The organism is Streptomyces sp. NPDC056948 (assembly GCF_042674225.1).
Classification (GTDB): Bacteria; Actinomycetota; Actinomycetes; order Streptomycetales; family Streptomycetaceae; genus Streptomyces; species Streptomyces purpurascens.
Genome location: NZ_JBHUQX010000070.1, coordinates 1 through 22472, shown reverse-complemented (window position 1 = coordinate 22472; position 22472 = coordinate 1). Strand labels below are relative to the sequence as shown.

Annotated in this window: 16 protein-coding genes; 9 read left to right on the top strand and 7 right to left on the bottom strand. The window is 67.9% G+C overall.

Features of this window, described 5'->3' with window-relative positions:
- Positions 1-210: 210 nt before the first annotated feature.
- A complete protein-coding gene (locus ACFTZL_RS11990; protein WP_382580663.1) occupies positions 211-1458 on the bottom strand; it encodes an MFS transporter in 1248 nt (415 codons plus the stop codon).
- 56 nt (positions 1459-1514) lie between these two features.
- Entirely contained in the window at positions 1515-2624 is a 1110-nt protein-coding gene (locus ACFTZL_RS11985; protein ID WP_382580661.1) for a DUF5937 family protein, read from the bottom strand.
- A 585-nt stretch (positions 2625-3209) separates the two neighbouring features.
- Here ACFTZL_RS11985 and ACFTZL_RS11980 point away from each other — a divergent pair.
- Entirely contained in the window at positions 3210-3602 is a 393-nt protein-coding gene (locus ACFTZL_RS11980; protein WP_382580659.1) for a hypothetical protein, read from the top strand.
- Here ACFTZL_RS11980 and ACFTZL_RS11975 read toward each other — a convergent pair whose 3' ends face one another.
- Positions 3603-3863 (bottom strand): hypothetical protein, encoded by a 261-nt coding sequence (locus ACFTZL_RS11975; RefSeq protein WP_382580657.1) that lies wholly within the window; start codon positions 3861-3863, stop codon positions 3603-3605.
- A 221-nt stretch (positions 3864-4084) separates the two neighbouring features.
- Between ACFTZL_RS11975 and ACFTZL_RS11970 the strand changes: the two genes are divergently transcribed.
- Positions 4085-5275: an IS701 family transposase gene (locus tag ACFTZL_RS11970; RefSeq protein WP_382580670.1), complete on the top strand. Its 1191-nt coding sequence runs from the start codon at positions 4085-4087 to the stop codon at positions 5273-5275.
- Between the two features lie 46 nt (positions 5276-5321).
- On the opposite strand, the gene ACFTZL_RS11965 is transcribed toward ACFTZL_RS11970, so the two are convergent.
- The 4 genes from ACFTZL_RS11965 to ACFTZL_RS11950 form a co-directional block, all read right to left on the bottom strand.
- Positions 5322-5852 carry a hypothetical protein gene (locus ACFTZL_RS11965; RefSeq protein ID WP_382580655.1) on the bottom strand — a complete coding sequence of 177 codons (531 nt, stop codon included), beginning with the start codon at positions 5850-5852 and terminating at the stop codon, positions 5322-5324.
- Positions 5853-6550: 698 nt separating this feature from the next.
- Positions 6551-7273, bottom strand: coding sequence for a helix-turn-helix domain containing protein (locus tag ACFTZL_RS11960; RefSeq protein WP_382580653.1), 723 nt, complete (start codon positions 7271-7273; stop codon positions 6551-6553).
- On the bottom strand, positions 7273-9372 hold the full coding sequence (locus tag ACFTZL_RS11955) for a hypothetical protein (RefSeq protein ID WP_382580652.1): 2100 nt from the start codon (positions 9370-9372) through the stop codon (positions 7273-7275). Before ACFTZL_RS11955 ends, ACFTZL_RS11960 begins: the two co-directional genes overlap by 1 nt.
- Positions 9373-9397: 25 nt before the next feature.
- On the bottom strand, positions 9398-10003 hold the full coding sequence (locus ACFTZL_RS11950) for a DNA-binding protein (protein WP_382580650.1): 606 nt from the start codon (positions 10001-10003) through the stop codon (positions 9398-9400).
- A 388-nt stretch (positions 10004-10391) separates the two neighbouring features.
- Between ACFTZL_RS11950 and ACFTZL_RS11945 the strand changes: the two genes are divergently transcribed.
- The 7 genes from ACFTZL_RS11945 to ACFTZL_RS11915 all read left to right on the top strand — a co-directional run bounded on the left by ACFTZL_RS11945 (position 10392) and on the right by ACFTZL_RS11915 (position 22095).
- Positions 10392-10601, top strand: coding sequence for a hypothetical protein (locus ACFTZL_RS11945; protein ID WP_382580648.1), 210 nt, complete (start codon positions 10392-10394; stop codon positions 10599-10601).
- A 555-nt stretch (positions 10602-11156) separates the two neighbouring features.
- Positions 11157-11729 carry a hypothetical protein gene (locus tag ACFTZL_RS11940; protein WP_382580646.1) on the top strand — a complete coding sequence of 191 codons (573 nt, stop codon included), beginning with the start codon at positions 11157-11159 and terminating at the stop codon, positions 11727-11729.
- Between the two features lie 667 nt (positions 11730-12396).
- Entirely contained in the window at positions 12397-19341 is a 6945-nt protein-coding gene (locus tag ACFTZL_RS11935) for an RHS repeat-associated core domain-containing protein (RefSeq protein WP_382580644.1), read from the top strand.
- A gap of 16 nt (positions 19342-19357) precedes the next feature.
- A complete protein-coding gene (locus ACFTZL_RS11930) occupies positions 19358-19798 on the top strand; it encodes an SMI1/KNR4 family protein (RefSeq protein WP_382580642.1) in 441 nt (146 codons plus the stop codon).
- Positions 19799-19837: 39 nt separating this feature from the next.
- Positions 19838-20311: a hypothetical protein gene (locus tag ACFTZL_RS11925; protein ID WP_382580640.1), complete on the top strand. Its 474-nt coding sequence runs from the start codon at positions 19838-19840 to the stop codon at positions 20309-20311.
- A gap of 178 nt (positions 20312-20489) precedes the next feature.
- Positions 20490-21491 (top strand): Dyp-type peroxidase, encoded by a 1002-nt coding sequence (locus tag ACFTZL_RS11920; protein WP_382580638.1) that lies wholly within the window; start codon positions 20490-20492, stop codon positions 21489-21491.
- Positions 21492-21744: 253 nt separating this feature from the next.
- Positions 21745-22095 carry a hypothetical protein gene (locus tag ACFTZL_RS11915; protein ID WP_382580636.1) on the top strand — a complete coding sequence of 117 codons (351 nt, stop codon included), beginning with the start codon at positions 21745-21747 and terminating at the stop codon, positions 22093-22095.
- The last annotated feature ends 377 nt before the right edge of the window (positions 22096-22472 follow it).

Here is a 22472-nt window from a genome sequence, read left to right as displayed (position 1 = left end):
CCGACGGCAGGCTCGAGGTATGGACTGGCCAGTCACCGTCGCACTCGCGCAGGCCGTGCAGGCGGTGCCCGAGGGCCCTGACCTGCACTACGAGCCGAAATTATGGATAGGGTTTGGTGTTGTCCGTTGTTCACTTCTGCACGCGGCAACAGCGTCCTGGGCTGACCTGCGCCCCGTGATGATCCGCGCAGTCTCTCCGTCTGGCCGTGATCACCTCTGTTCTTCCGGTGCCGCGACGCTTGTCGTGCCGTCGGCCGTGGCGAAGGGCTCCTGACCGGGCTGCCGTGCGCCGACGCGTGCGAGGGTGAGCGTGGCGGTCACGGCCAGGACGACAACGGCGGCTCCCGAGAGCAGGAAGGCGTTGTCGACTCCGGCGAGGGTGATGGCGGTCGAGGCCACAAAGGGGGAGATCGCCAGGGCTCCTGCCACCCCGGCCTCCCACAGGCCAAGCGCCTTCGCCAGATGATGGCTCGGTATGCGCTGCTGCACCAGTGCGATCAAGGGAATGTCCGTGAGGGCCGAGGCCAGCCCCGTAGCGGTGAGAAGAACTGCTGCCACGGGAGTGGAGGTGACCGTTCCCAGCGGAGCCCGGAAGATCCCGAGCAGGGCCCACGCCAGCACCGCGGCCAGTGCAAGTCTGCGGATGCGCAGACCGGCCAGGAGCAGGGCGCCCACCACTTCGGCGACCCCGGCGACGCCGAGCAACAGGCCGTACTGGCCGCCCTGTCCCACGACCACGACCAGCCCGACGGTCAGGAAACCGTTGGTCAGTGCGAGCGCGAGCACGAAAGTCACGATGACCACGAGTACATCGGGAGCGGCCCGCACTGCCCCGAGCCCGGCGCCGAGATCGGACCACAGCCCCGGCTGACCACTGGTCGGGACGGGGCGGGTCACGCGGATGGCGGCCACGGCGACCGCCGAGCCCAGGAAGGTCAGCCCGTTGACCACCAGCACCGACTGCAGCGAGCCGAAGGCCAGCAGCGGCGCCAGCATGAGCGGGCCGACGAAGAAGGCGGCCCGGAACGCGACTTGCAGCAGCCCGTTGGCCTGCTGGAGGCGGTCGTCCGGCACGATCTGCGGGACGATGGCGTTGCGGGCTGGGGCGAACGGGGCGCCGATCAGCGCCAGCAGCGCCGTGGTCGCCACGAGCAGGGGAAGATTCAGCAGGTTGAGGGAGAGCAGGACCAAAGCCACGGCCACAACGGCCACCCGGGCCAGGTCGGTGGCGATCATCAGCTTCCGGCGGTCGCGGCGGTCGGCGTACGAGGCGACGACGAAGGTGGCCACGAACGCGGGCGCGAACGCGGACACGCTCACCACGGCGACGGCCGTGGGGTCCTTCGTCAGTGACCAGGCCAGCCAGGCGGTAGCGGCGGTGTACAGGCCGTCGCCGAAGCGTGAGATGCCTTGGCCGACGAAGAGAAGCAGGAAGTTGCGGTCCCTCAGCAGTGACATGCGGCCACTGTCGGGTCCCGTCGGGGGTCTGATCCACTTATTAGGCAGATGGCTAATCAGTCATCGCCGTCGCCGTGCAGGAAGCTATCCAGGCTGGGAGTCAGGCCCGCCACCTGTCCGGGCGCGAGCCGGTACAGGACGTAATAGCCCTCGCGGCGGCGCTCCAGCAGGCCCGCGTCCGTCAGCACGCGCAGGTGCTTGGACAGGGCGGCCTCGCTGACGCCGACGAGCGGGGCCAACTCCTGCGTGCTGCGCGGGCGTTCGGCGAGAAGCCGGAGGGCGCGCAGCCGGGTGTCGTCGGCGAGCGCGCGGAGTGTGCCGACGAGCTGGGTGGGTGGAATCCTTGGGCGGGCTTCCCGGACGATCGAGGAGAGGGGGAAGACGAGCCCGAGGGGCCACGGACCGTCGCAGTTGACGCGTACGTGCGGCCACACATAGGCGCTGGGGGCGAGTACGAGTGTGTCGTCCGGGCCGATGGCGACCTCGTGGTCGTGCGGCCGCTCCAGCCAGAAGCGTTCGGCCTGCGGATCGCTGCGCACCTCCGGCCACAGGCCGCGGAGCATCCCGTACAGGCCCCGCTGCTCGATCTGGTGTCCGGCCTTGCTGACGCCGGCGGCGAGTTCGGGTTCGAGCCGCGCCCATTCCTCCTCGAACGCCTCCCGCCAGTAGCGCTCCAGCATGCTCAGAAACCGTTCGAGCAACGCGCGGGGATCGTCGAGGAGCATCGCGGCCATCGCTGCGTCGCTTTCCCGTGCGACTCGCTCCCGCAACAGGCCGCGTACCTCCGGTTCGTCCAGCACGTGCGGATCCCTGCCCTCGCCGCCACCCGGCCAGGGCGTGAGCAGGGGGACGGCGAACTCCAGGCGGACCAGCTCCGGATCCGCCCCACGCAGGGCAGCCAGTTCGTCGGCGAAGTCCGTCAGTCCGCCGGTCGGCTGCGGAAAGAGAAACTCGGGGAAGTACGAGCGCACGGCGTAGGAGAACGCCTCGATCTCCCGCTTCAGCGCCGGGGACAGCTTGCGCATCGCACGCACCCAGCCGTGCTGGACGGGGTGGTGCTTGGGCTCCACCAGCACATGGAGACTCAGTACGGCTTCCATCGTCGGCGAGTAGGCGAACCCCACCCGCTCCGCACCACCGGCCGGAACCCGGAACACGATCGTCATGACCCGTCATCCTTGCCTCACGGCGTCCACGACGGGAGCCGCGCCGCGCCGCCAACTCGTGATCGACATGACGGTGGACGATAGCCCGTGGACAGCTCAACAGCGCATAACCGAAGTTCGACGGGCACCGGCTGGTGATGTGGAGAACCACCGAGACCGTCCGCCTGCAGGCGCGGTCCGGCCGCGACGTCACACACTCGGGCGGGGGCGCCCACGGGGTCGGCGGCTGGTACCAGCGCCCGGTGCCCTCCGCCGGTACGGTCCTGGACGGCGAGGGGATCGTGTACGTCGCCGACCGTGTCGATTTCCAGCGCGGCACAGTCGCGGGCGAACTCCACCCCGGCCCGAGCCCGCCTCCTCGCGGAAGCCCACCCGGCTCACTACGCGGTGTTCGACTGCCTGAGGCCACCCCGAGCACGGAGATGTCCGCGGATTGGTCGTATGAGTCTCTCCGGCCGCATGGCATCGAGGGGCTGGTGGTGAAGACCGGGTCGTCCACGTACCGCGGCGGTTCGAGGCAGTGGTGTGTCAACTGCACCTTCTCTGGCTCGTTGGACAGGGCGATCCCGAGCCTCAAGGAGAGGTATGCAGGACCCCTACCGCGACCTGATCGAGGGGCGAGCAACTGTCCCCCGTGTCGGCTCCGTCGTCGAGCTGGAGACCAGATACCCCGGATGCGCCGTCATCGACGCGTCTGGTGATGTCGTTGAGCCCGATATCCCGTACCTGCGAGAGCTCGCGCTCGACGACAACCGACCTCTCACCGGCCGCAGTTATGCGTACGACATGCTGCGCTGGTATCGGCTGCTGTGGTTCCTCAACGTTCCTTGGGACCGCGCTACCCAGGCCGAGGCATCCGCGCTGGTGGGTTGGCTCCGGGTGACGGAGAACCCGCAACGTCGGCGAAAGAGACCGGATGCCCCACCGCCCGGGGCAGTGAACACCCGGACCGGCAAGCCCTACCTTAGGGCCGGCTAGTCACCCGCGACGATCAACCACAACCTCACCGTCGTCAGCAGCTTCTATGCCTTCCACCGGCACCACAACCGCGGCCCACTCATGAATCCGGTGCCGGAATTGGCCGCTCAACGCCGAGCGCTCGCCCACCGCGATCCCGACACACCCACTCCACCGTTCCGACGAGCCCGACTCCGCCAACGCGTCCGCAGCACCGATCTCTTCCGCAAGCTTCAACGCGACTTTCAACTGGACGCCGTGTTCGCCGCGATCGATGCTCACCCCCAGATGAATCCCCTGAACCGGCTCCGGGCGAAGTTCGACATCACCTGCGCGCTGACCACCCAGGGCATCGCCCTGGCTGCAGGACAGTCCGGGCTCGCTCAGGGCGAGTAGCGGTTGTGTGGCTACTGCGAAGGACCCTGCTGCATCTCTGGATGCCGGACGACTTGGCGCAGCCGCTTTTCCACCTCGTACCGGTTGAGGCCCTTTGACGTCGCGTACTGGGTCACGGCAGCTTGGGCCGCCTCAGCAGCGTCGCGCCACACCCGGCGCTGTCGATCGCGCTCCTTGTGGTCGGCGAGACCCCGCACGGCATGCAGCACCTGCTGTGCCGGGCGTCCTGGGACGCCGATGCGGTGCGTGACGATGTGCGCGAGTATGTCGTCGAGCATCTCCACGACGAGGCGGCGGTACTGGTCGTGGACGAGACTGGCGACATGAAGAAGGGCACCCGGACCGTCGGGGTCCAGCGTCAGTACACCGGCACCGCCGGCCGGGTCGAGAACTCCCAGGTCGCCGTGTATCTCGTCTATGCAGGCGAGCGCGGGCACGCGGCGGTGGACCGGGAGTTGTACGTCCCTCGCTCGTGGACCTCGGACCCGGATCGCTGCCGGGCGGCGGGGCTGGGCGAGGATACCGCCTTCGCGACCAAGCCGGAGCTGGCCCGCACGATGATCGAGCGGTTCCTGGACGCCGGGCACCGCTTCGGCTGGGTGACCGGCGACGAGGTCTACGGCGGCAACCCGAAACTACGTGCGGCCCTGGAGAAACGCGGCCTGGGCTATGTCCTCGCGGTGGCCTGCTCGACCGAAGTGACCACCGGCGCAGGAAAGTTCCGCGTCGACGCGCTGGCCAGGAAGCTCCCCAAGCGGGCCTGGCAGAAACTGTCCGCCGGACGCGGCGGGAAGGGGCACCGCTACTACGACTGGGCCGTCATCGACCTCACCGACCCGGCACCAGGCCACCGTCAACTGTTGATCCGACGCAACCGAACCACCGGCGAACTCGCCTACTACCGCTGCCATTCCACCGTGCCGGTCCCGTTGCGCACCCTGGTCAGGACTGCCGGATCCAGGTGGCGGGTGGAGGAGACCTTCCAGACCGAGAAGGGCCTGGCCGGACTCGCTGAACACCAGGTCCGCCGCTACCCGTCCTGGAGCCGCTGGGTCACCCTCGCCATGCTCGCTCATGCCTTCCTCGCCGTCGTCCGTGCAGACGAACGCAGGCGCTGCACCGGACCGGACGACCTGGCCCCGCTGACCTGCAATGAGATCCAGCACCTGTTCCTCGCCATCACCGTCCGGCCGCTGACCGACCTCTCCCACTCACTGAGCTGGTCCGACTGGAGACGCCGCCACCAGGCCCGAGCCCAGGCCAGCCACTACCGTCGGCAAGCTGCACATCAGACATGAATGATCTCTCTCTGCGAAGGCCGAGCTTTCTCACCGAAGACTGGGATCAGGTCCGGCGGCGTCGGTAGTACGCATACGTGAGAACCAGAAGCAGTGGACCCCACAGGTTCATCAGCCCGCTCATCGCCATCGCGAGGACATCCCAGCCCTCGTCGTACGGCCAGGCCGCCGTGCCGACGGTAGCGGCCTCGTGCAGCCAGTGGATGCAGAGCGCGGTGAAGAAGAGGCCGCCTAAGGTTGCGGGGACGATCGCGGCGGCCGGCGGGATGCGTCGCCCGCCCAGCCTCGGCACCCAGTGCGGAACGACCTCGCCCCAGCGGCGGACCAATCCGAAGCTGAGCAGCGCGAGGATCTCGGTGAGGATCGTCAGCCCGATGACGTAAGGGGCGTTGTACCAGGCAGGGGACATGAGCTCTCCGCCCATGCCGTACCCAAAGCCGATCGGTAATCGCCAGATGCCGACGGGCAGTACGACCAGCGGGATGGCATGTGCGACGCGCTCTGCCCAGGCGGGCACGCTGTGGTGTGCAAGGCCCGTCGCTGCGGAGGCCGGGTGGGAGTGCCTTGTCGTTGTCATGCACCCAGCCTGCCGGGACGCATCACGACACGGATCACCTCGGAGGTTGACCTTGTGTCCGTCCCGCGGCGGAGCAAGGTTCAACCTCCGAGATGATGAGGGCAAAGTTTCGCGGCTCGGGGCCGCAACGAACCTGCGTACCGCGCAGCCCACTTCATGGGCGCCGAAGAGTCGATCGCCCAAAATTAGATGGCTCTGCCCAACCTTCGATGAGAATGCTCAAATCGATGCGGCAGATCAACGAAGATCACGATCTACGGCTGGAGTATTAGCACAGGGCTTGTTGTAGGCATGCTGATCGGCATTCCAGCTGGGCTCGTACTCGGACTGGCTGTTTTCGACAACATGGCGATGGGCCTGGTGCTCGGCGGTGGTGCGGGCGGAGTCCTTGGTGTCACTTTCTGCGCGTCGCGGCGCTCGAAGTGCCCGTCCCCGTGAGGGCGACAAGGCTGCTCAGCTTGATCTGCAGCCTCCGGTGTCGAACCCATCTCGAACTGGGTCGCTCACCTGAGGAGGCGGCGTAGGCGAACTCATCGCAGCTGGCTGTGTCACTCGTGTCGATCGGGGTGGTGTCGGGATAAGACCCACCAAGCTCCTCACCATGCTCCCCAACCCGTGGCCCACCATCGTCGCCGCCGTTGTAGGGGCAGTAGCCGGGCTCCTGCTGGCGCCGGTGGGGGGAACCTGCGGCGAGCCGGTCAGCGGGGGCGCCAGGTGCGGACCTCGAGGTGGATGATGTGAGCGTCTGGGCGGATGCGTCCGGTCTCGGCCAGCCATTGTTGGATGGCGGCGGTGACGTCGCCGCCTGTGGCGTCCACGCGGCGGGCGAAGTCGGCTGCGTCGAAGCCGCCGGTCTGGGCGGAGCCGTAGGAGCGTTCCTCGGTGTGGTCGGTGCGCTGGATGACGTCGCGGCGGATGCCGGGTGAGTCGGTGCGGCTGCCGGAGGGGTGCATGTAGCCGGTTCTGGCGAGGCGCACGGTGAAGGCCAGGCGCAGGTTCTGGCGGGCGGCTTCGGCGATCAGGGGGCGCAGGCGGGCGGAGCCGGAGGCGATGGCCTGGGCGCCGGCGCGGCCGGTGCCGGTGCCGGTGGGGGTGATCAGGACGGCTTTGGTGCGTACGCGGGCGCGGGAGCCGGAGGCGGTGGTGCGCCGGCGAGTGTGGCGGGCGGCGATGGTGGTGAGTTCGGGCAGGTCGGTGATGCCGCCGGTTTCGACGGCGGCCAGGACCTGGCGGAGGGCGGGGACGAAGGCCGCTCCTTTGTTTCTGGTGTAGAACTGCGAGACCAGGGAGGGGTCGCGGTCGATGATGCGGGCGATGTCGCGTTTGGTGTAGCCGGCCTGTTGGAGTCGGTCGGCGAGGCGGGCGGCTTCGTTCAACTCGCTCTGGTGGCCGGGTGGGTTGTGGCGGGTGGGGCGCGGCATCAGGCCTCCTGCTCAGCGGTGAGGGCGGCCCGTCCGGCGTCCCGCAGCGTGAGGAGTTTTTCTTCGGTGGTGGGGGCGGTGACGGGGCCGGTGAGGTGGCCGCGCAGGAGGTAGTCGCCGGGCTGGTGGTGGTGAGGCCAGGTCTGTGGCTGGGTGAGGTAGAGGGCGTCGGTGCGGAAGGCGACCACGGTGCCGGGCGGGGTGTGCAGGGCGCCGGCGTAGGTGTTGTCGTCGCGGTGGCGTTGGGTGAGCAGGGCGGCTCGGGCGCCGGACCAGATCGCGGCGGCCCATTCGGGGTGGGCGTTGGGGTCGCGGGCGAAGCCGGTGGGCTTCTGCCAGGTGATCAGCTCGTCGTCGAAGCCGATGATTTCGGCGTCCGGGGGGACGTCGCGCTCCATGGTGCGGGGGGTGGTGCCGGTGACCATGCGGGGGCGCTGGGCGAAGGCGCCGATGCCGTAGAGCAGGATGGAGCGCACGGCGCGGGAGGCGAGGTGGGCGGCGCGGGCCTGCTGGGTGTCGCCCTGGAAGTGGGCCTGGGCGGAGAGGTTGGTCCAGGTCTCTTTGAGTTTTTTGGCCCAGTCGTCGAGGGGTTTGCCGTCCTCCCAGAGGATGCCGTCGAGGATTTCGATCTTCCACGGCTGGATGGGGTTGGTCAGGGCGGTGTGGATTTCGGGGCCGCCTGCCCAGGTGGTGAAGGTGGTTGCGGGTTCGGCCGGGTAGTGCCAGGCGCGGTCTGCGGGGGCGGGGGCCGGGAGGAGGCCGACGTGGTTCCAGGTGTCGGGGACCGTCACGCGCACCTGCCAGTGTCCGCACCCGTACATGGCGCGCATCTGCTCTTTGTGCGACCAGGCGGCGAACGTGGTGGCGGTGATGCGGCGGGGGGTGCCGACGGGGGATTTCCAGGTGTGCTTGGCGTAGGCGAAGGTGCGGTCGTATTCCACGAGCTGGGGCAGCTGGTCGGGCAGGCGGGGCGGGGTGATGAGTTCGTTGCGGCCTTGTCCGGCGGTGGCGTGCAGCAGGCCGCGCAGTTCTTCGGACAGCACGGGGAAGCCGTCGGAGTGCTGGCCGCGGGTGGGGATGGTGCGGGTCCACAGGTCGCGGCCGGTCTGGGAGGGGGATCCCATGACGACGGCATCGGGCCAGTGGCGGCGCAGGGCCTGCCACAGGAGCACGAACGCGTCGCGGACGGTGGCGGGGTCGTCGCCGTCGATGTCGAACCACTCCCCCACCGAGCGGATCTCCACGTGCTGCTCGCCGCTGGTGCGCTGGTAGCGGCCGACGGGGTTGCGGGCGTGGACGAAGTGCCCGGCCATCCGGTCGCGGCCGCGGCCGGTGTCGGTGCGCCAGCCGGGGGTGGGGGCGTTGAGCCAGGCGGCGACGGCGTCGCGCAGGTAGGGGTAGTGGTCTGTGTCTCGGTGCCAGGGGTCGCCTGCGGTGATGTAGATCCGTTCCACGCCTTCGGGGACGGTGTGGAAGACGGCGGTGAGGATGTCGGCGGCCGACCGGCTGGCGAGGTCGAGGGTGTGGGTCTGGTGGCGGTGGACCAGGACGCCGGTGGTGGTGTCCAGGAAGACGGTGGAGCGGGCTTGCTGGGTGAAGTTGGGCCGGGTGGAGGCGAGGTTGGGGGTGTGGGCGAACCATGCGTCGCCGCTGCCGTCGGCGGGGACGGAGGGCAGCTCCCGCGGCGTCTCGGCCTCGTGCTGCTGCTTCGGTGCGGTGGTGTCGGCCGGGGCAGTGGGCGGGGCGGAGTGGGCAGAAGCGGAGGTCATGGCCGGAGCGGCGGCTGCCTGCTGCGGCGGGTGCGGTGTGGTTTCGGCGGTGTCCTGGCCGGTGGACGGCTTGTGTGCCTGGGGCTGTGGGTCGTTGTCTGCGGCAAGGCTGTCGGGGGCCAGGGCGGGGACGAGGGCGACGATGTCGGCCACGCCCAGCCCGGCCGCGGGCGCGATGCGCTCGGCCTTCGCCTTGTCGTAGGAGGCCAGGTGGGCGATCCGCTTGTCGCGGTCCGCTTCCAGCTTCGTCAGCGCGGCCCGGGTTTTTTTGATCTGGTCCCGCACGGTGCGCAGATCGGCAAGCGCGGTGCTGTAGCTCTGTGCGTCCATCGGGTGTTCCTTGTCCGGACCGGGGTCAGTCGGCGGCGGTGTGGGTGGTGACGTAGGCGATGGCCCCGCCTGAGTGGGAGGCGAGCCGGGTGCCCAGCAGCAGTTGGGCGAGCTGGCGGTCGCTTTCGAGGCTTGAGGTGATCGAGGTGTGGGGGGTGGCCAGGTCGGTGACGTAGCCGGTCAGGCGGGCGTCGGGGAAGGCGTGGCGGCCCTCGGAGTTCTTCTCCCAGCGCTCGAGCCCTGTCAGTACCGCTACGACGTAGCCGGACAGAGTGACGGGCAGTACTCCCCCGGCCGCGGCGCTTGCCGCGTCGCAGCGCCACCAGCCGCGCAGTGCCTTCAGTAGATCGTCGGGCGTGAGGTCGGCGGCGAAGCCGATCCAGTCACGGTCAGTGTCCTCGGCGGGCTGGGCGGCGTCCACGCGCAGGACAGCGATCTCTGGTCTGTCCAGCTGCTGCAGGGGGGCGTTGGGGCGTGCGCTGAGGGCCTGCACCACGTGGAGGGGGGTCATGACGCGCACGCCACGGTGGGAGAGACCGGGGAGCAGACGGGCGTGCACGAGGCGGCGGAAGGTCGTGACGGCGCAGCCGAGTTCGTCGGCTGCCTGCCCGGTCGTCAGCAGCATGCCCATCACCCACTCCCCTAAATGCGAACTCTGATATCTGATTCGGCATGCATTCTAGGGTGTGGGCTGAGGGGTAGTCAATGAGCATCCGGGCTCGCCGCGGAGCAGAACTCAGGCGCCTTCCGCGGCTTGGGCATCACGTTCGTTCGCCAGAGGGGACTGCTCGACAAGGACGGTTCTTCATCAGCAGCCCCGGCTGCCCGGTAGGCCTGGTGGGTGAAGTCGCCGGGTTCCACGTGCAGCCGGCGAATCCGGCGGCTGGCTCGGTCGACTGGCTCTGGGTGAGGCGATCGAGCCGCTGAAGCCCGCACAACAGGTAGCGTCATGGCCTGTGCGGGGTTAAGCCCGGCTCCCCGTCGAGCAACAGGCCCATCGGCCAAAGGAGGCCACCACGATGACATTCACGGCCGCGGAGCAAGCAGCGATCGACGCCCACTCCGCCGCTCTGGGCCTGTCCGCTGATGAGTACATCCGTCGAACGGCAGCCGACCGGGCCTTGTCCTGGCAGCGAGAGCGGGAAGCCTTCCAAGCGATGGCACAACGACGTGGCTGCACCGCCGAGGAGCTCCTACAGCGAGGAACCCTCACCGACAAAAGCCTCTGACCAGTCCGCACCTAGAGCCCAAGGCCCCGATGATGAGCACAGCACCACTCCCCGGCAGCGCGGACCAGGCGGTGTAGTAGCGCGTGCCGGAGAGGGTGTTCGTTGTGCCCTTGGCGGCGTCGTCCGCTGCCGGTGTGGCGGCATCATCCGCGGGTGCGGCCGAAGCCACGGTGGTTGGGGTCCTCGGGCGAGTACTCCTCGACGTCTTCGGAGTGCTTGGCGTCGGAAAGTGCCGGCCAGCCTTTTCGTGCGGAGCTCGTCGCTGTCCGCGAGTTCTGGTTCCCGTCGCCTTCCCGGAACGAACGGCTTGGCGCACCACGGGAGAGCCGTGGTGGCGAATCCGTATCTGGTCACCAGGCGGAGGAGATGACGGGCGTAGCCACATGGGTCTCCCACCACGCTCCTGGACTGCAACCAGACGCACGCCGCATGCGTCCTCGTGCGAAACTTCCACGATTGCGAGGGCACGTGTCCGCTCCGGTTCCCGAACCGCCAGGTCACTCAACCCCAGAGCAAGACCCAGCAACTCCGGATCGGGCACCCGCCCTCACTCGCATGCGGCGCTGGTATGGGACTTCGGACCTGGCGAAACACACAGCCGTCCTCGCCGCGCTGGTGGCTGCCGTCAGTCTGGCGATATCGGCATGGGGCACATACAAGGCCGCGCAGGTAGCTGACGACCAGCTTGCACAGTCCCGAGACCAGCAGGAGATCGAGGAAGCGGCTCAGGCGTCGCGGGTGGGGATGTGGGCCGCGTACGCCAACATAGTCATCGCCAATCGTTCACTTGACCCGGTGCACGCCTACATCGAAACCGATGGCAGGACAGCACAGGACAAGCCCAGGTACGTCAACATCGGCATCGTGCCACCGTGTGTCGAGTTCTCCATCCCGGCCGAAAAGGTCACTCTCGCTCCCGGCGGCGACTCGGACGGCCCGTGGCTCAAGGTCAGAGGGCTCGTCTTCACCGACGCCAGGGGAAAGTGGTGGAAGCGCAACCCCAACGGCACCCTAGAAGCGAGTGCTCCCCGTCCAGACCTGCCCGATTACCTCTCCTTGAAGGGCTCCCTCGTCAAGGACAAAGTGGTCACGCCGAAGGACTTGGAGCTCTGCGGTACGCACCCATAGCGATCTAGATCGTTCTTGCCCAATTGGGCAAGCTCGGTGTCGCCCCGGAACTCGGGCCCGCCGGTGGGCGCCCGGGCCGTGGTCGAAGTTGCAGCCGCCGAGGACCAGACCGCCTCCAGAAGATTCTCGCCGTGCGGTGGGCAACCGCACCGACGGACGACACGACCCAGACCCCAGGAGCCCGGCGTGCGGCTGTTGCGCTCCAACTCGGATGTGTGTCAGAGGCTCACGTCGTCACGCCTGAAAGAGTGTTGATGACGCTCCCCCTTCGGACTGGAAGTGAAGCAACATCCGGCCGCCTCATAAAGCCGCCCACTGGGCTGATCCGCCAAGGTTGTGCCCTAGCAGAGGGATGATCACGGGTGGGCGAGGCGGCGATGTGCTGCCCTTTCCGTGCACCTTGCTGGCCTGGGCGGTGCTGGGAGCCCTGAAAGTTCGTTCACTTGTCTCCCTGCATCAACACGTGCCGATGCCCAATCTCGGCCACATGCCACGCTTCTGTCACGTACATGACGCAGTGTGGTTAGGGTGTGACGGCTCGTGCGATGTGGGTGGGGTTCACGGGGCGCAGGTGCCCTGTGCAGTGCCTTGGGGAGGGCGCATGCGGTCGAAGGTCGGGCTCTTAGGTGCAATCAGACGTGGTCGGCATCGGTTAGCGACGGTCGGTGTGCTCGTCCTGGCGCTGGCTGCGGGGACGGTGTCGGCCGAGGCCCTGCCGCCGGAGCCCCCACCTGCCAAGACCACGCCATCGGCGAACGCGACTCCCTCCCAGGGCCAAGACCAGACTCAAGCCGGGCCCTCAGCAGCAAAGCCGAAGGCCGCTGCTGCTGAGCCCACGACGAACAACGCTGTCTACGCCTATGACGCTGCAGGCCGGTTAGCCGGTGTCACCGATCCAGGCGGTCAGACGGCGCGTTACCGCTACGACGAGGTCGGCAACCGGCTGGGCATCGACCGCTACGCCTCCAGCACGCTGTCGGTGCTGTCGGTCGTGCCTGTCCGAGCGGCCCCCGGGGCGAAGGTCACCCTGTCGGGCACCGGCTTCTCCCCCACCGCCGCCAGCAACACCGTGACCATCGGCGGCAAGACGGCGGCCGTCACCTCCGCCTCCGCCACCCGGCTCGTCATCACTGTCCCCGCCGGGGCCGTCAATGGAAAAGTCACCGTGAGCACGGGCGGTGCGTCCGCCGACGCGGCGGAGGCGTTCATCGTCGGGCCGTCCGGGCCGAACGTTTCCAAGGTCGAGCCAGCCTCCGGCGCACCGGGCAGTGACGTCACGCTGACCGGCAGCGGATTCGCCTCCGCCGCCACCGACAACGTGGTGCGGTTCAACGGCCTGGTCGCCCAGGTGAAAAAGGCTTCCGGTTCCTCATTGACCGTCGAGGTGCCGCCCCACGCCCGTACAGGACGGGTGGAGGTGGACACCCCCGCTGGTTCGGCTGCGGCACCGGGCGACTTCACCGTCACCGCCGATGGCGAGGGCGCCCTGTACGACACGACGATGCGGGCCTCGTTCACCGACGCGGACCCCTCGCAGGTGGCGGTGGTGACGGCCGAGCACAAGGCGCGGATCCTGTTCGACGCCGAGCGGGGCGATGCCGTCGGGTTCGGTCTGCAGGGAGGCTCGTTCACCTCCCAGACCTCGATCAGTCTCGTCTCGCCCCAGGGCGCGACGGTCGCCTCCAACAGCTTCGGTGGCACGGCGGCCGACTGGGAGGTCACCGGCCTGCCGGAGTCGGGTACTTACCAGTTCGTCATCGACCCGCGCTCCACCGACACCGGCTCGGTGGCGGTGATGCTGTCCAAGCCGGTCAACGCGGCCGTGTCCTTCGACGGGCCGACGGTGTCCACGGCTCTGTCCCGGATCGGACAGGACGGCAACTGGACCTTCACCGCGGCCAAGGGCGAATCGCTGAGCGTCGGCGTGGACGCCACGGCGGTGGGCGGCTACCTGCGCTGCTACGTCTACCGACCGGACGGCACGCAAGGCGAGTACCTGCCCGTTCCCAACGGAGACAGCCACTCCCTGGACGTCGACTCGCTCCCGCAGAGCGGTCAGTACACGCTGCGCTGCGATCCCGATGGCGGCGGCACCGGCACGGTCAAGGTCGCCATCTCCCACTACGTCCAGGGCGGGGCGCTCAGCGCGACCGGAGTGTCGCCGACGCTGAATATCACCCGTCCCGGGCAGGACGGCATCGCCACCTTCACCGCCCAGGCCGGGGAGTTTGTCAGTCTCGCCGCGACGGGGGCGACGATGCCGTCGTACGCGACCATCACGATCAATGGGCCGGACGGCAACTTCGTCTCCAGCTTCACCGCAGCGCCCGGCCGTAACGACGCCTGGGACAGCGGGCCGCTGGCGGCTGGCACCTACACGGTGCGTGTGGCGGACCGCAGGCTGGACGTCGGCAAGGTGACGCTGACCCTGTCCAAGCCGGCCGACATCGGGGCGCTCGCGCGTGGCGGTGCGGCGGTGAAGGCGACGGTGGCCCGGCCGGGGCAGAACATCCACGCCTCGTTCACCGCCCAGGCGGGTGATGACCTGTCGCTGGAGGTGGCGGCGAACACCTTCACCAGCAGCCTGTGGGCGGACGTGCTGGCCCCGTCCGGCGCTGCGGTGGTCAGCTTCCGTCTGATCTCCGCCGGCGCGTCGGGGTCGATCGCCCTGACCGACCTCGCGGAAGCCGGCACCTACAAGGTGCGCCTCAACCCCACCAATGCGTCCACCGGTTCGCTCAACCTGAGCCTCAAAGCGGCGACCGCGGCAGCGAAGACCCGAGCGTTCACTGCCGACGTACCACGGGTCTCGGTGAAGACTGCGTGTCGCGCCGATCGCCTGGCACGCAAGTTCCTCGTGCCCGTGCCGGACTGGCTCGAGGTGCGCGCGGATCAGTGCGACCGGCTCGAGCAGCAGGCGAAGGCCAAGGCGGCGAAGGCGAAGAAGGCTGTCGGCATCGTGCCGAAGGGTCCCGATGCCTGGCGTCCGGGCACGAACAACCTCAAGGGCCGTGACTGGCTCACGGGGCGGGGCGCCGGGCCGAAGGCCCCGGCCGCGCTGCGTGCCCCGCCCGGCAGCACGGCGGTGACCGGGCACGTGCTGAAACTGAACGGCAAGCCACTGCCTAAGGTCACTGTCCGGGTCGGGGCGAAGAGCACGAAGACCGATGGCCGGGGGCGCTTCCTGCTGTCCGGGATTAGTGCCGAAGCCACCACTCTGGTCGTGGACGGAGCGAGCGCCAAGACCAGCAAGCGCACCTACGGACGCTACGACATCCGGATCCGGCCGGTGGCGGGCCGCAGCACCGACTTGGGCTTCCCCGTCTGGATGACGCCGCTGGACACAAAGCACACCGTCAGCTTCGACACCCCGGCCAAGGCGGATGTCACCCTGACCACCCCGCAGATCCCGGGGCTTGAGGTGCGTATCCCCAAGGGCTCGGTGGTGCGTGACGAGCACGGCAAGCCGGTCACCGAGCTGGGCATCACCGCGATCCCTGTCGACCGGGCCCCGTTCCCGCTGCCCGAGAACAGTGCCGTGCCGGTGTACTTCACCGTCCAGCCCGGCGGCACATACCTGTTCCCCAAGGGCGCCCAGATCATCTACCCGAACTACACACACGAAGCCCCGGGCACCCGCGTCGACTTCCTCGCCTACGACCCCGAGCGCAAGGGCTGGCACACCTACGGGCACGGCACCGTCACCCGCGACGGCAAGCAGGTCGTCCCCGACGCCAAGACGCGCGTATGGGCCTTCCACGGCGCCATGCTCAGCATCTCCGACGTCATCCCCTTCGACCTCTCCGCCGTCTCGGACATCTTCGACTGGCTCTCCGGCGACCCCGTCGACCTGCAGACCGGCCTGCTCACCGACTCCCGCACCGACCTGGGCGTGTCCGGTCCGCTCGGTTCGGCCGAAGTCACCCGCACCTACTGGCAGGGCGACACCCGCCCCCGCGCCTTCGGCATCGGCCGCGACCTGTCGTACAACATGTATCTGCACTCCAAACGCCTCTACACCGAGGTGGACTTGTATCTGCCGGGCGGCAAGAAGGTCCACTTCGTGCGGACCTCGGCGGGCAGCGGCTATGCCGACGCGGTCTTCGAACCCGAGGGCACGCCCACCGCGCTGAACGGCGCCAAGATCAGCCAGGAGTCGGGCAGCTGGCACCTGCGCCTGCGCGACGGCACCGACTACGTCTTCCCCTGGTACGGGCCCCTGCAGGAGATCCGCGACCGCCACGGCAACACGCTGCGATTCACCCGCTCCAACGGCTCCAAGGGCGACATCACTGCAGTCACCGCCCCCGGGGGACGATGGATCTCCTTCAGTTACGACAGCGCCCAGCGGATCACCAAGGCGCAGGACAACACCGGCCGCAGCACCTCCTACACCTACGACGAGGCCGGCCGGCTCAAGACGGTCACCGACCCCGCAGGCAAGGTGAGTTCGTTCACCTACGACGGCGCGACCAACCGGATCGCGACCGCCAAGGACGCCCGCGGCATCGTCTACATGACCAACAGCTATCACGCCGACGGCCGGGTCAAGAAGCAGACACTGACCGAGGGACAGGAATACTCCTTCGCCTACACGAAGACCCCGGCCGGCCAAATCACGGCCACGGAGGTCACCCAGCCGGGCGGCTCGGTACGCAGGGTGGAGTTCGACAACAGCGGCTTCGCCGTCAACGACACCCAGGCGTACGGCACGACACTGGCCCGCAAGACGGTCTACGAACGCGGCACCAAGCACCGCATCGCCGCAGTCGTGGATCCCTTCGGCCGCCGCACCGAACTGTCCTACGACGCCAACGGGTACGTCACCTCGGCGCTTGAGCTGGCCGGCACCGCCAATGCCCGCTCCACGGGCAAGACGACCTTCGACGGCCCCTACGACCAGCCGACCCAAGCCGCCGACCCGTTGGGCAACGCCACCGTCTTCGGCTACAACACCGCCGGTGATCTGGAAACGGCCACCGATCCCGAGGGCCGCAAGACGGGTGTCAGCTTCACGGGCGACGGCCAGGTCAAGACGGTCACCGACAACGCCGCCGCCACCAGCGAATACACCTACCGACACGGTGATCTGGCGCAGGTGAAGGACGCCGAGGGGCGCATCACTCGGCAGTTCACGGACGCAGCAGGTCGTATCAGCGCCCTCACCGACGCGGCGGGCTCACAGACCGCAGTCCTGTTCGACGCGCTCAACCAGCCCAGGGAGATCACCGACCCGCTGGGGCACACCACCGCGCTGGGCTACGACGAGAACGGCAACCTCACCACCCTGACCGACGCCCGTCTGAATACGACCAAGTGGGACTACGACCTGGCCGACCGCCCTAAGACGGCGACCGACCCACTGGGCGCGCAGGCACTGTTCGAGTACGACGCTGCCGGGTTCTTGAAGAAGGCCACCAGCAGGTCCGGCAAGGCCGCCGTCGCCGAGTACGACCTGCTCGGCCGGCCCAAGAGCACCAAGTACGGTGTCGACTCTCTCGGCCAGGCTGAGTCCACCGTCACCTACGACTACGACACCCGTGACCTGCTCAAGCAGATCACCGACAGCAAGGCCGGCAACCAGGCCTTCACTTACGACGTCCACGACCGCCTGGCCACCACCACTGGCCCCACCGGCAAGGTCACCTACGACTACGACAACGCCGACCGCCGCAAACTGATGACCGCGGCCGGAACCAGCACCACCTACGGCTACGACAAGTCCAGCATCCTCAAGTCGGTCAAGACCGGCACTCAGGACGTCACCTTCGGCCTGGATGCCGTGGGCCGGGAGAAGACCGCCTCCTTGCCCGGAGGCATCACCCGCACCACCGGCTACGACACCACCGGCGTCATCAAGTCCATCGCCTACGCCCAAGGCACCAAGACCGTCGGCGATTTGACGTACACCAGGGACGTCCGCACCCTGCAGACCGGCCTGACTGGCTCACTGACAAAGGTGGCCCTGCCTGCCGCCGAGAGCGGCAGCCAGTTCGGCAAGGACAACCGCATCACCACTTACAACGGCCGCACGTTCACCTACGACGACGTTGGCCAGCTCAAGAACGACGGCCTGCGCACCTACACCTGGAACGCCCGCGGCCAACTCACCGGCCTGGCCAAGGCGGGCACCGCGTCATCGTTCGGCTACGACCCGCTCGGCGGCCGCATCTCCAAAACGACCGGCACCGCCACAAACCGGTACCTGACCGACGGCACCAACCCGCTGGTCGAACAGAACGCCTCCGGCACCACTACAGCGAGCGTGGCCACCTCCGGTGTGGACGAGTTCCTCACCCGCACCGAAGGCGGCAAAACGCAGGTCTACCTCACCGACGCGCTCGGCACCGTCGTGGGCCTGGCCAACACCGACGGCACCATCGCCACCACCTACGCCTACGACCCAAACGGCACCCCCACCGCCACCGGCACCGCCACCTCCAATCCCTACACCTTCACCGGCCGCGAAGACGACGGCACCGGCCTGCTCTACTACCGCAACCGCTACTACGACCCCCAGACCGGCCGCTTCATCTCCCAAGACCCCATCGGCCATGCCGGCGGCACCAACCTTTACCAGTACGCCCTGTCCTCACCCACCACCTACACCGACCCCTCCGGCAACAACCCCCTCATCGCCGGCTGCATCATCGGCGGCGTCGTCGACGGCGGACTCGACTGGCTCACCCAGCGCCTGTCCGGCCGCAAAGTCAACTGGGGCCAAGTCGGCCAATCCGCCGCCCTCGGCTGCCTCGGCGGCATGCTCGGCGCCGGCCTCGGCTCAAAGCTGGGCCGCTGCATGGTTCCCAACAGCTTTACCGGCGACACCCCCGTCCTGATGGCCGACGGCGCCCGCAAACCCATCAAGGACGTGAAGGTCGGCGACACTGTCTTCGCCACCGACCCCGAAACGGGCGAGACAGGACCACGCAAGGTCACCACCCTGATTCAGGGCAGCGGCGATAAACGCCTCGTCGACATCACCCTCGACACCGACGGCATCGCCGGCAGCGCGACGAGCAGCCTCACCTCCACTGACGGCCACCCTTTCTGGGTCCCCCAACTCGGCCAATGGGCCGAAGCCGGTGACCTCGAAGCCGGGCAATGGCTGCAGACCAGCGCCGGCACCTGGGTCCAAATCACGGCCATCAAGCACCACACCGCCACGACAACGGTCTACAACCTCACCGTCGACGGCCTCCACACCTACTACGTAGGCAAGCAAGGCGCCGATGCCCTGGCCCACAACGTCCGCCCGCATCGTCCCTGCTACGACGGCATGCCGGGAACGGGGTACGGCCCCGCAGATCCACCCGTTCGCATCCAGGGACCGTGGACAAGGGGCGACATCGGCCGGGGAGCTCACGGACTCCAACCACGGCACATCGGCGAGCGCCCCCAAATTCATCACGCCGATCAGATGCCCGGGGCCCCTATCCATGAGCTCCCCGAGCGGTTCCACCTCACCGGCGACCTTCACCGCAACCGCCATAACCAGGGAGTCACCGCCGACATGCGCAGATCCGACACCCAACTGCACTGGTGGTACCGGTCGCAAGAGCAGGGCTGGGGTACATATGGACCTGACATGTGGTTCGACAACTGGCCGTGAGGTGAAGGCTCAGATCATGGATACCGCCAGCTTCGCTCCCCTGGTCACTCAAGTCCGCGCAGAGCACCCGAGGTGGCTCGACATCTTTGAAGGCTGGGTAGCTTCTGACGAAGATGTGGCGTTGGCCAACACGACCCTCGGGACCCAACTACCAGACGAGTACGTCTGGTTCATGCAGCACTATGGGGGCGGCGCCTTCGGGTTCGTTGAAATCCTTCCCATCGTTGCCCCGGAGCCAGGAATCGATGACCTCCTGCAAACAAACCAAGAGGCATACACACCATCAGATTTCATCGCTGTCGCGCCCGTCGGGACAGGAGACTGGTGGGGATTCACCATCAAGGACGGAAGATGCGCGAAGGAGGTGCACTTTGCGTACCACGACTCGCCAGAAATCGAAGTGCAGCATTCTGACTTCTTGGAGTTCCTGGCTCGTACTGCACTAAATCCTCGATAAGGCACCGAGCGAAAGACGCAGAGGGGCGGGTGAGCGGACTTGGGAATCATCCTGAAGGGACTTCAACGTGTCCCATGGGGTGACCTCGAAGTGCCCAGGGGATCCGCGACAGACATTCCCACGCTGCTCTCCAAAGCAGCCTGGTCGGGCCGCGATACCGGGGGCCTGGCTGATCTGGTGTGCGAGCTGGGCTTCGTCATCTCCGAGGCCACCGCTCCGACCGTTCCATTCCTCCTGGAACTAGCCGGTGCTCCTCACGTGGCCTGCAAACCCGAGGTGCTCAAGCTCCTCCTGGACATCTACTCCTCCCACGAGTGGAGTCACTCCGCAGCAGATGCCCTTCCTAAGTACGCGGACAACTACACCCACCAGGTGCAGTGGGAAATCGACGCGCACGAGGCCGTGCTGACCGACCGACAGATCATCGAAGGACTGACCGACTCCATAGACCCCGACGTTGCGGGTGCTGCTAGCAGGCTCCTCGACACCATTGATGCAGAGGCAAACCGGTGATTTCTCGCGGGACCCGACAAGTCGAGGCGGCTGGCAGACCGTCGCTCAACCCGACCTGTCGACGCCATGGCCACAATGTTGTCTGCACGCGAGGCGAGGTCTCCCAGTGCGCGTAACAAGGCGGAGTGTCCTGCGTACTTCCTTTGCCGCCGGCGCCGGGGCTGTCGGGCTGGCCGCCATGAGCACCGATGCCACGCGCGGCAACTCCTCTCCATCTGCCGAAGCACCGGCTCACCTGCGCGGCGCGGCACCGCTGCCGTTTACACAGATCCATTCCCTCGCTCTCGCCCCAGGCGGAGAGCGACGCGCCGACGTGCTGCGCTCGGCCTACCGTGCCATCGCTGCGATCGATGGCGGCGAGATCGCCGCCTGGCTGGCGCTCGGCGAAGGCGCCTTGTCTTCTCGCACCGTCAGGCCGCGGTACCTGAAACGAATGCCCTCGTTTGCAGGCGACGTACTGGACCCTGCCCAGTCACATGGCGACCTCTTGCTCCACATCACGGGGTCCTCAGCCGCCGCTGTACGGCAGGCCACCGAGGGGGCGCTGCGCGCTCTGCCACACCAGCAGGCGCTGTGGCGCACGGACGGTTTCCGTCCCGAGAACCGCATCGAGGACGGCCAAGGCCTGGCCCGCAATCCGTTCCACTTCACCGAAGGCCACGGAAACCCAGCCACAGAGGCTGCAGTCACCGACCGTGCGATCATCAAGGCAGGTCAAGGCGAGCCGTCCTGGGCCGTTGGCGGCAGCTATCAGGTGATCCGGATCATCCGGCTCGCCACCGACTTCTGGGACCGGGACACCATCCCCGAGCAGGAGCGCATCATCGGCCGCCGCAGGAACGGCCGCTGGCTGGACGGCACCCCCAACACGGAACGGGCCGTCTTCGCCACCGACCCTCACGGCAAGATCACCCCGCTCGACGCACACGTGCGCAGGGCCTCACCCAACCCCCGTGCCCCTGCCCCGCTGGTCCGGCGCAGCTACAACTATGACCGAGGGCCCGACGACCAGGGGTTGATCTTTTCGTGCTTCCAGAGTGATTTGGAGAAGGGCTTCGAGGCGGTACAGCACAGACTGCAGGGCGAGGCCATGGCCAAGTACACCCTCACCACGGGAGGCGGCTACTTCTTCGTCCCGCCACCCGGCGATGGTTGGCTCCAGGCGCTGACTGAGCAATGAACACGGCCCGTCAGGGGCGCATGGTGTGTGTCGGCACGCGGAGCGCCTCCAACGCACTGGCTCCGCCGCTCAGCGATCCTGCGGAGTCCGGAGGGGCAACAGTGGCTTTCACTTAACGGGTCGGCAAATGGCAGGCTAGTCGCGGTGCCCTGGGGGTCGGCTCCAAGTCGGTCGTGGTGACGGCTGGTCACAGTCGGGCCGCCTTACAGTCTCGTACGGTGCCGAAGACGCCATTCCGTGGTGCATTCTGGTCATGGCCCCGCCCGCGGACGACCAGGATGCCCCAGCGTCTCCCCAAACGAACGACCGCCCCTCCCGGCTGATCGACATCGCGGTCGCCCTGCTGTTGCTGGTCGCGGACGTGGTCATCGTCGCAGTCGCCGCAATAGTGTTCGTCAGGGTCGGCATGGGCAGCGCGCAGTCGCAGCACTCCTCCGCAGCCGCGCACTCCCGCGACATCCCCGTCCTGACGTGGCTCGTCGTCTGGCGCGTTCCGACAGTGGCGGCGACCGGTGCTCTAGTGCACGCCCGCCTGAGGATGCCGGTCAGCGCTGTAGTGCAGAGCGTGTTCGCGCTCGCCTGCACCTTCCTGGCCGTGGTATAGACGCGAATGCTGCTCTCATGACGCCGGTCGTTTCGGCCATGGGGCGCCGGTCCGCATGCGGGAAGGCCTCGGCTCCAGGTGCCAATCTGAACGCGGCGGCCCCTTGTGCCGAAGGACGATAGTCGCCACCTTCGGCATCCGCTGAACTGCGGCTTCATCCGGGCGAAACACGGTAGTTGTCACCAACAACGCGCGCTATCTGTCACCAGCAGCGCGCGATGCAGCACGGTTGTCACCGGCTGCGGCGCCGCACAGCCAGCTGAACTGCTCCGCTACGCCAGCTGTCCTGTCACAGCGCATCTGGCGGATGAGGGGCTACTGGCCTGCTGGGGTGCCAAGCGGCTTGAGAAAGGGTGGTCGGGGCCATGCCCCCGACC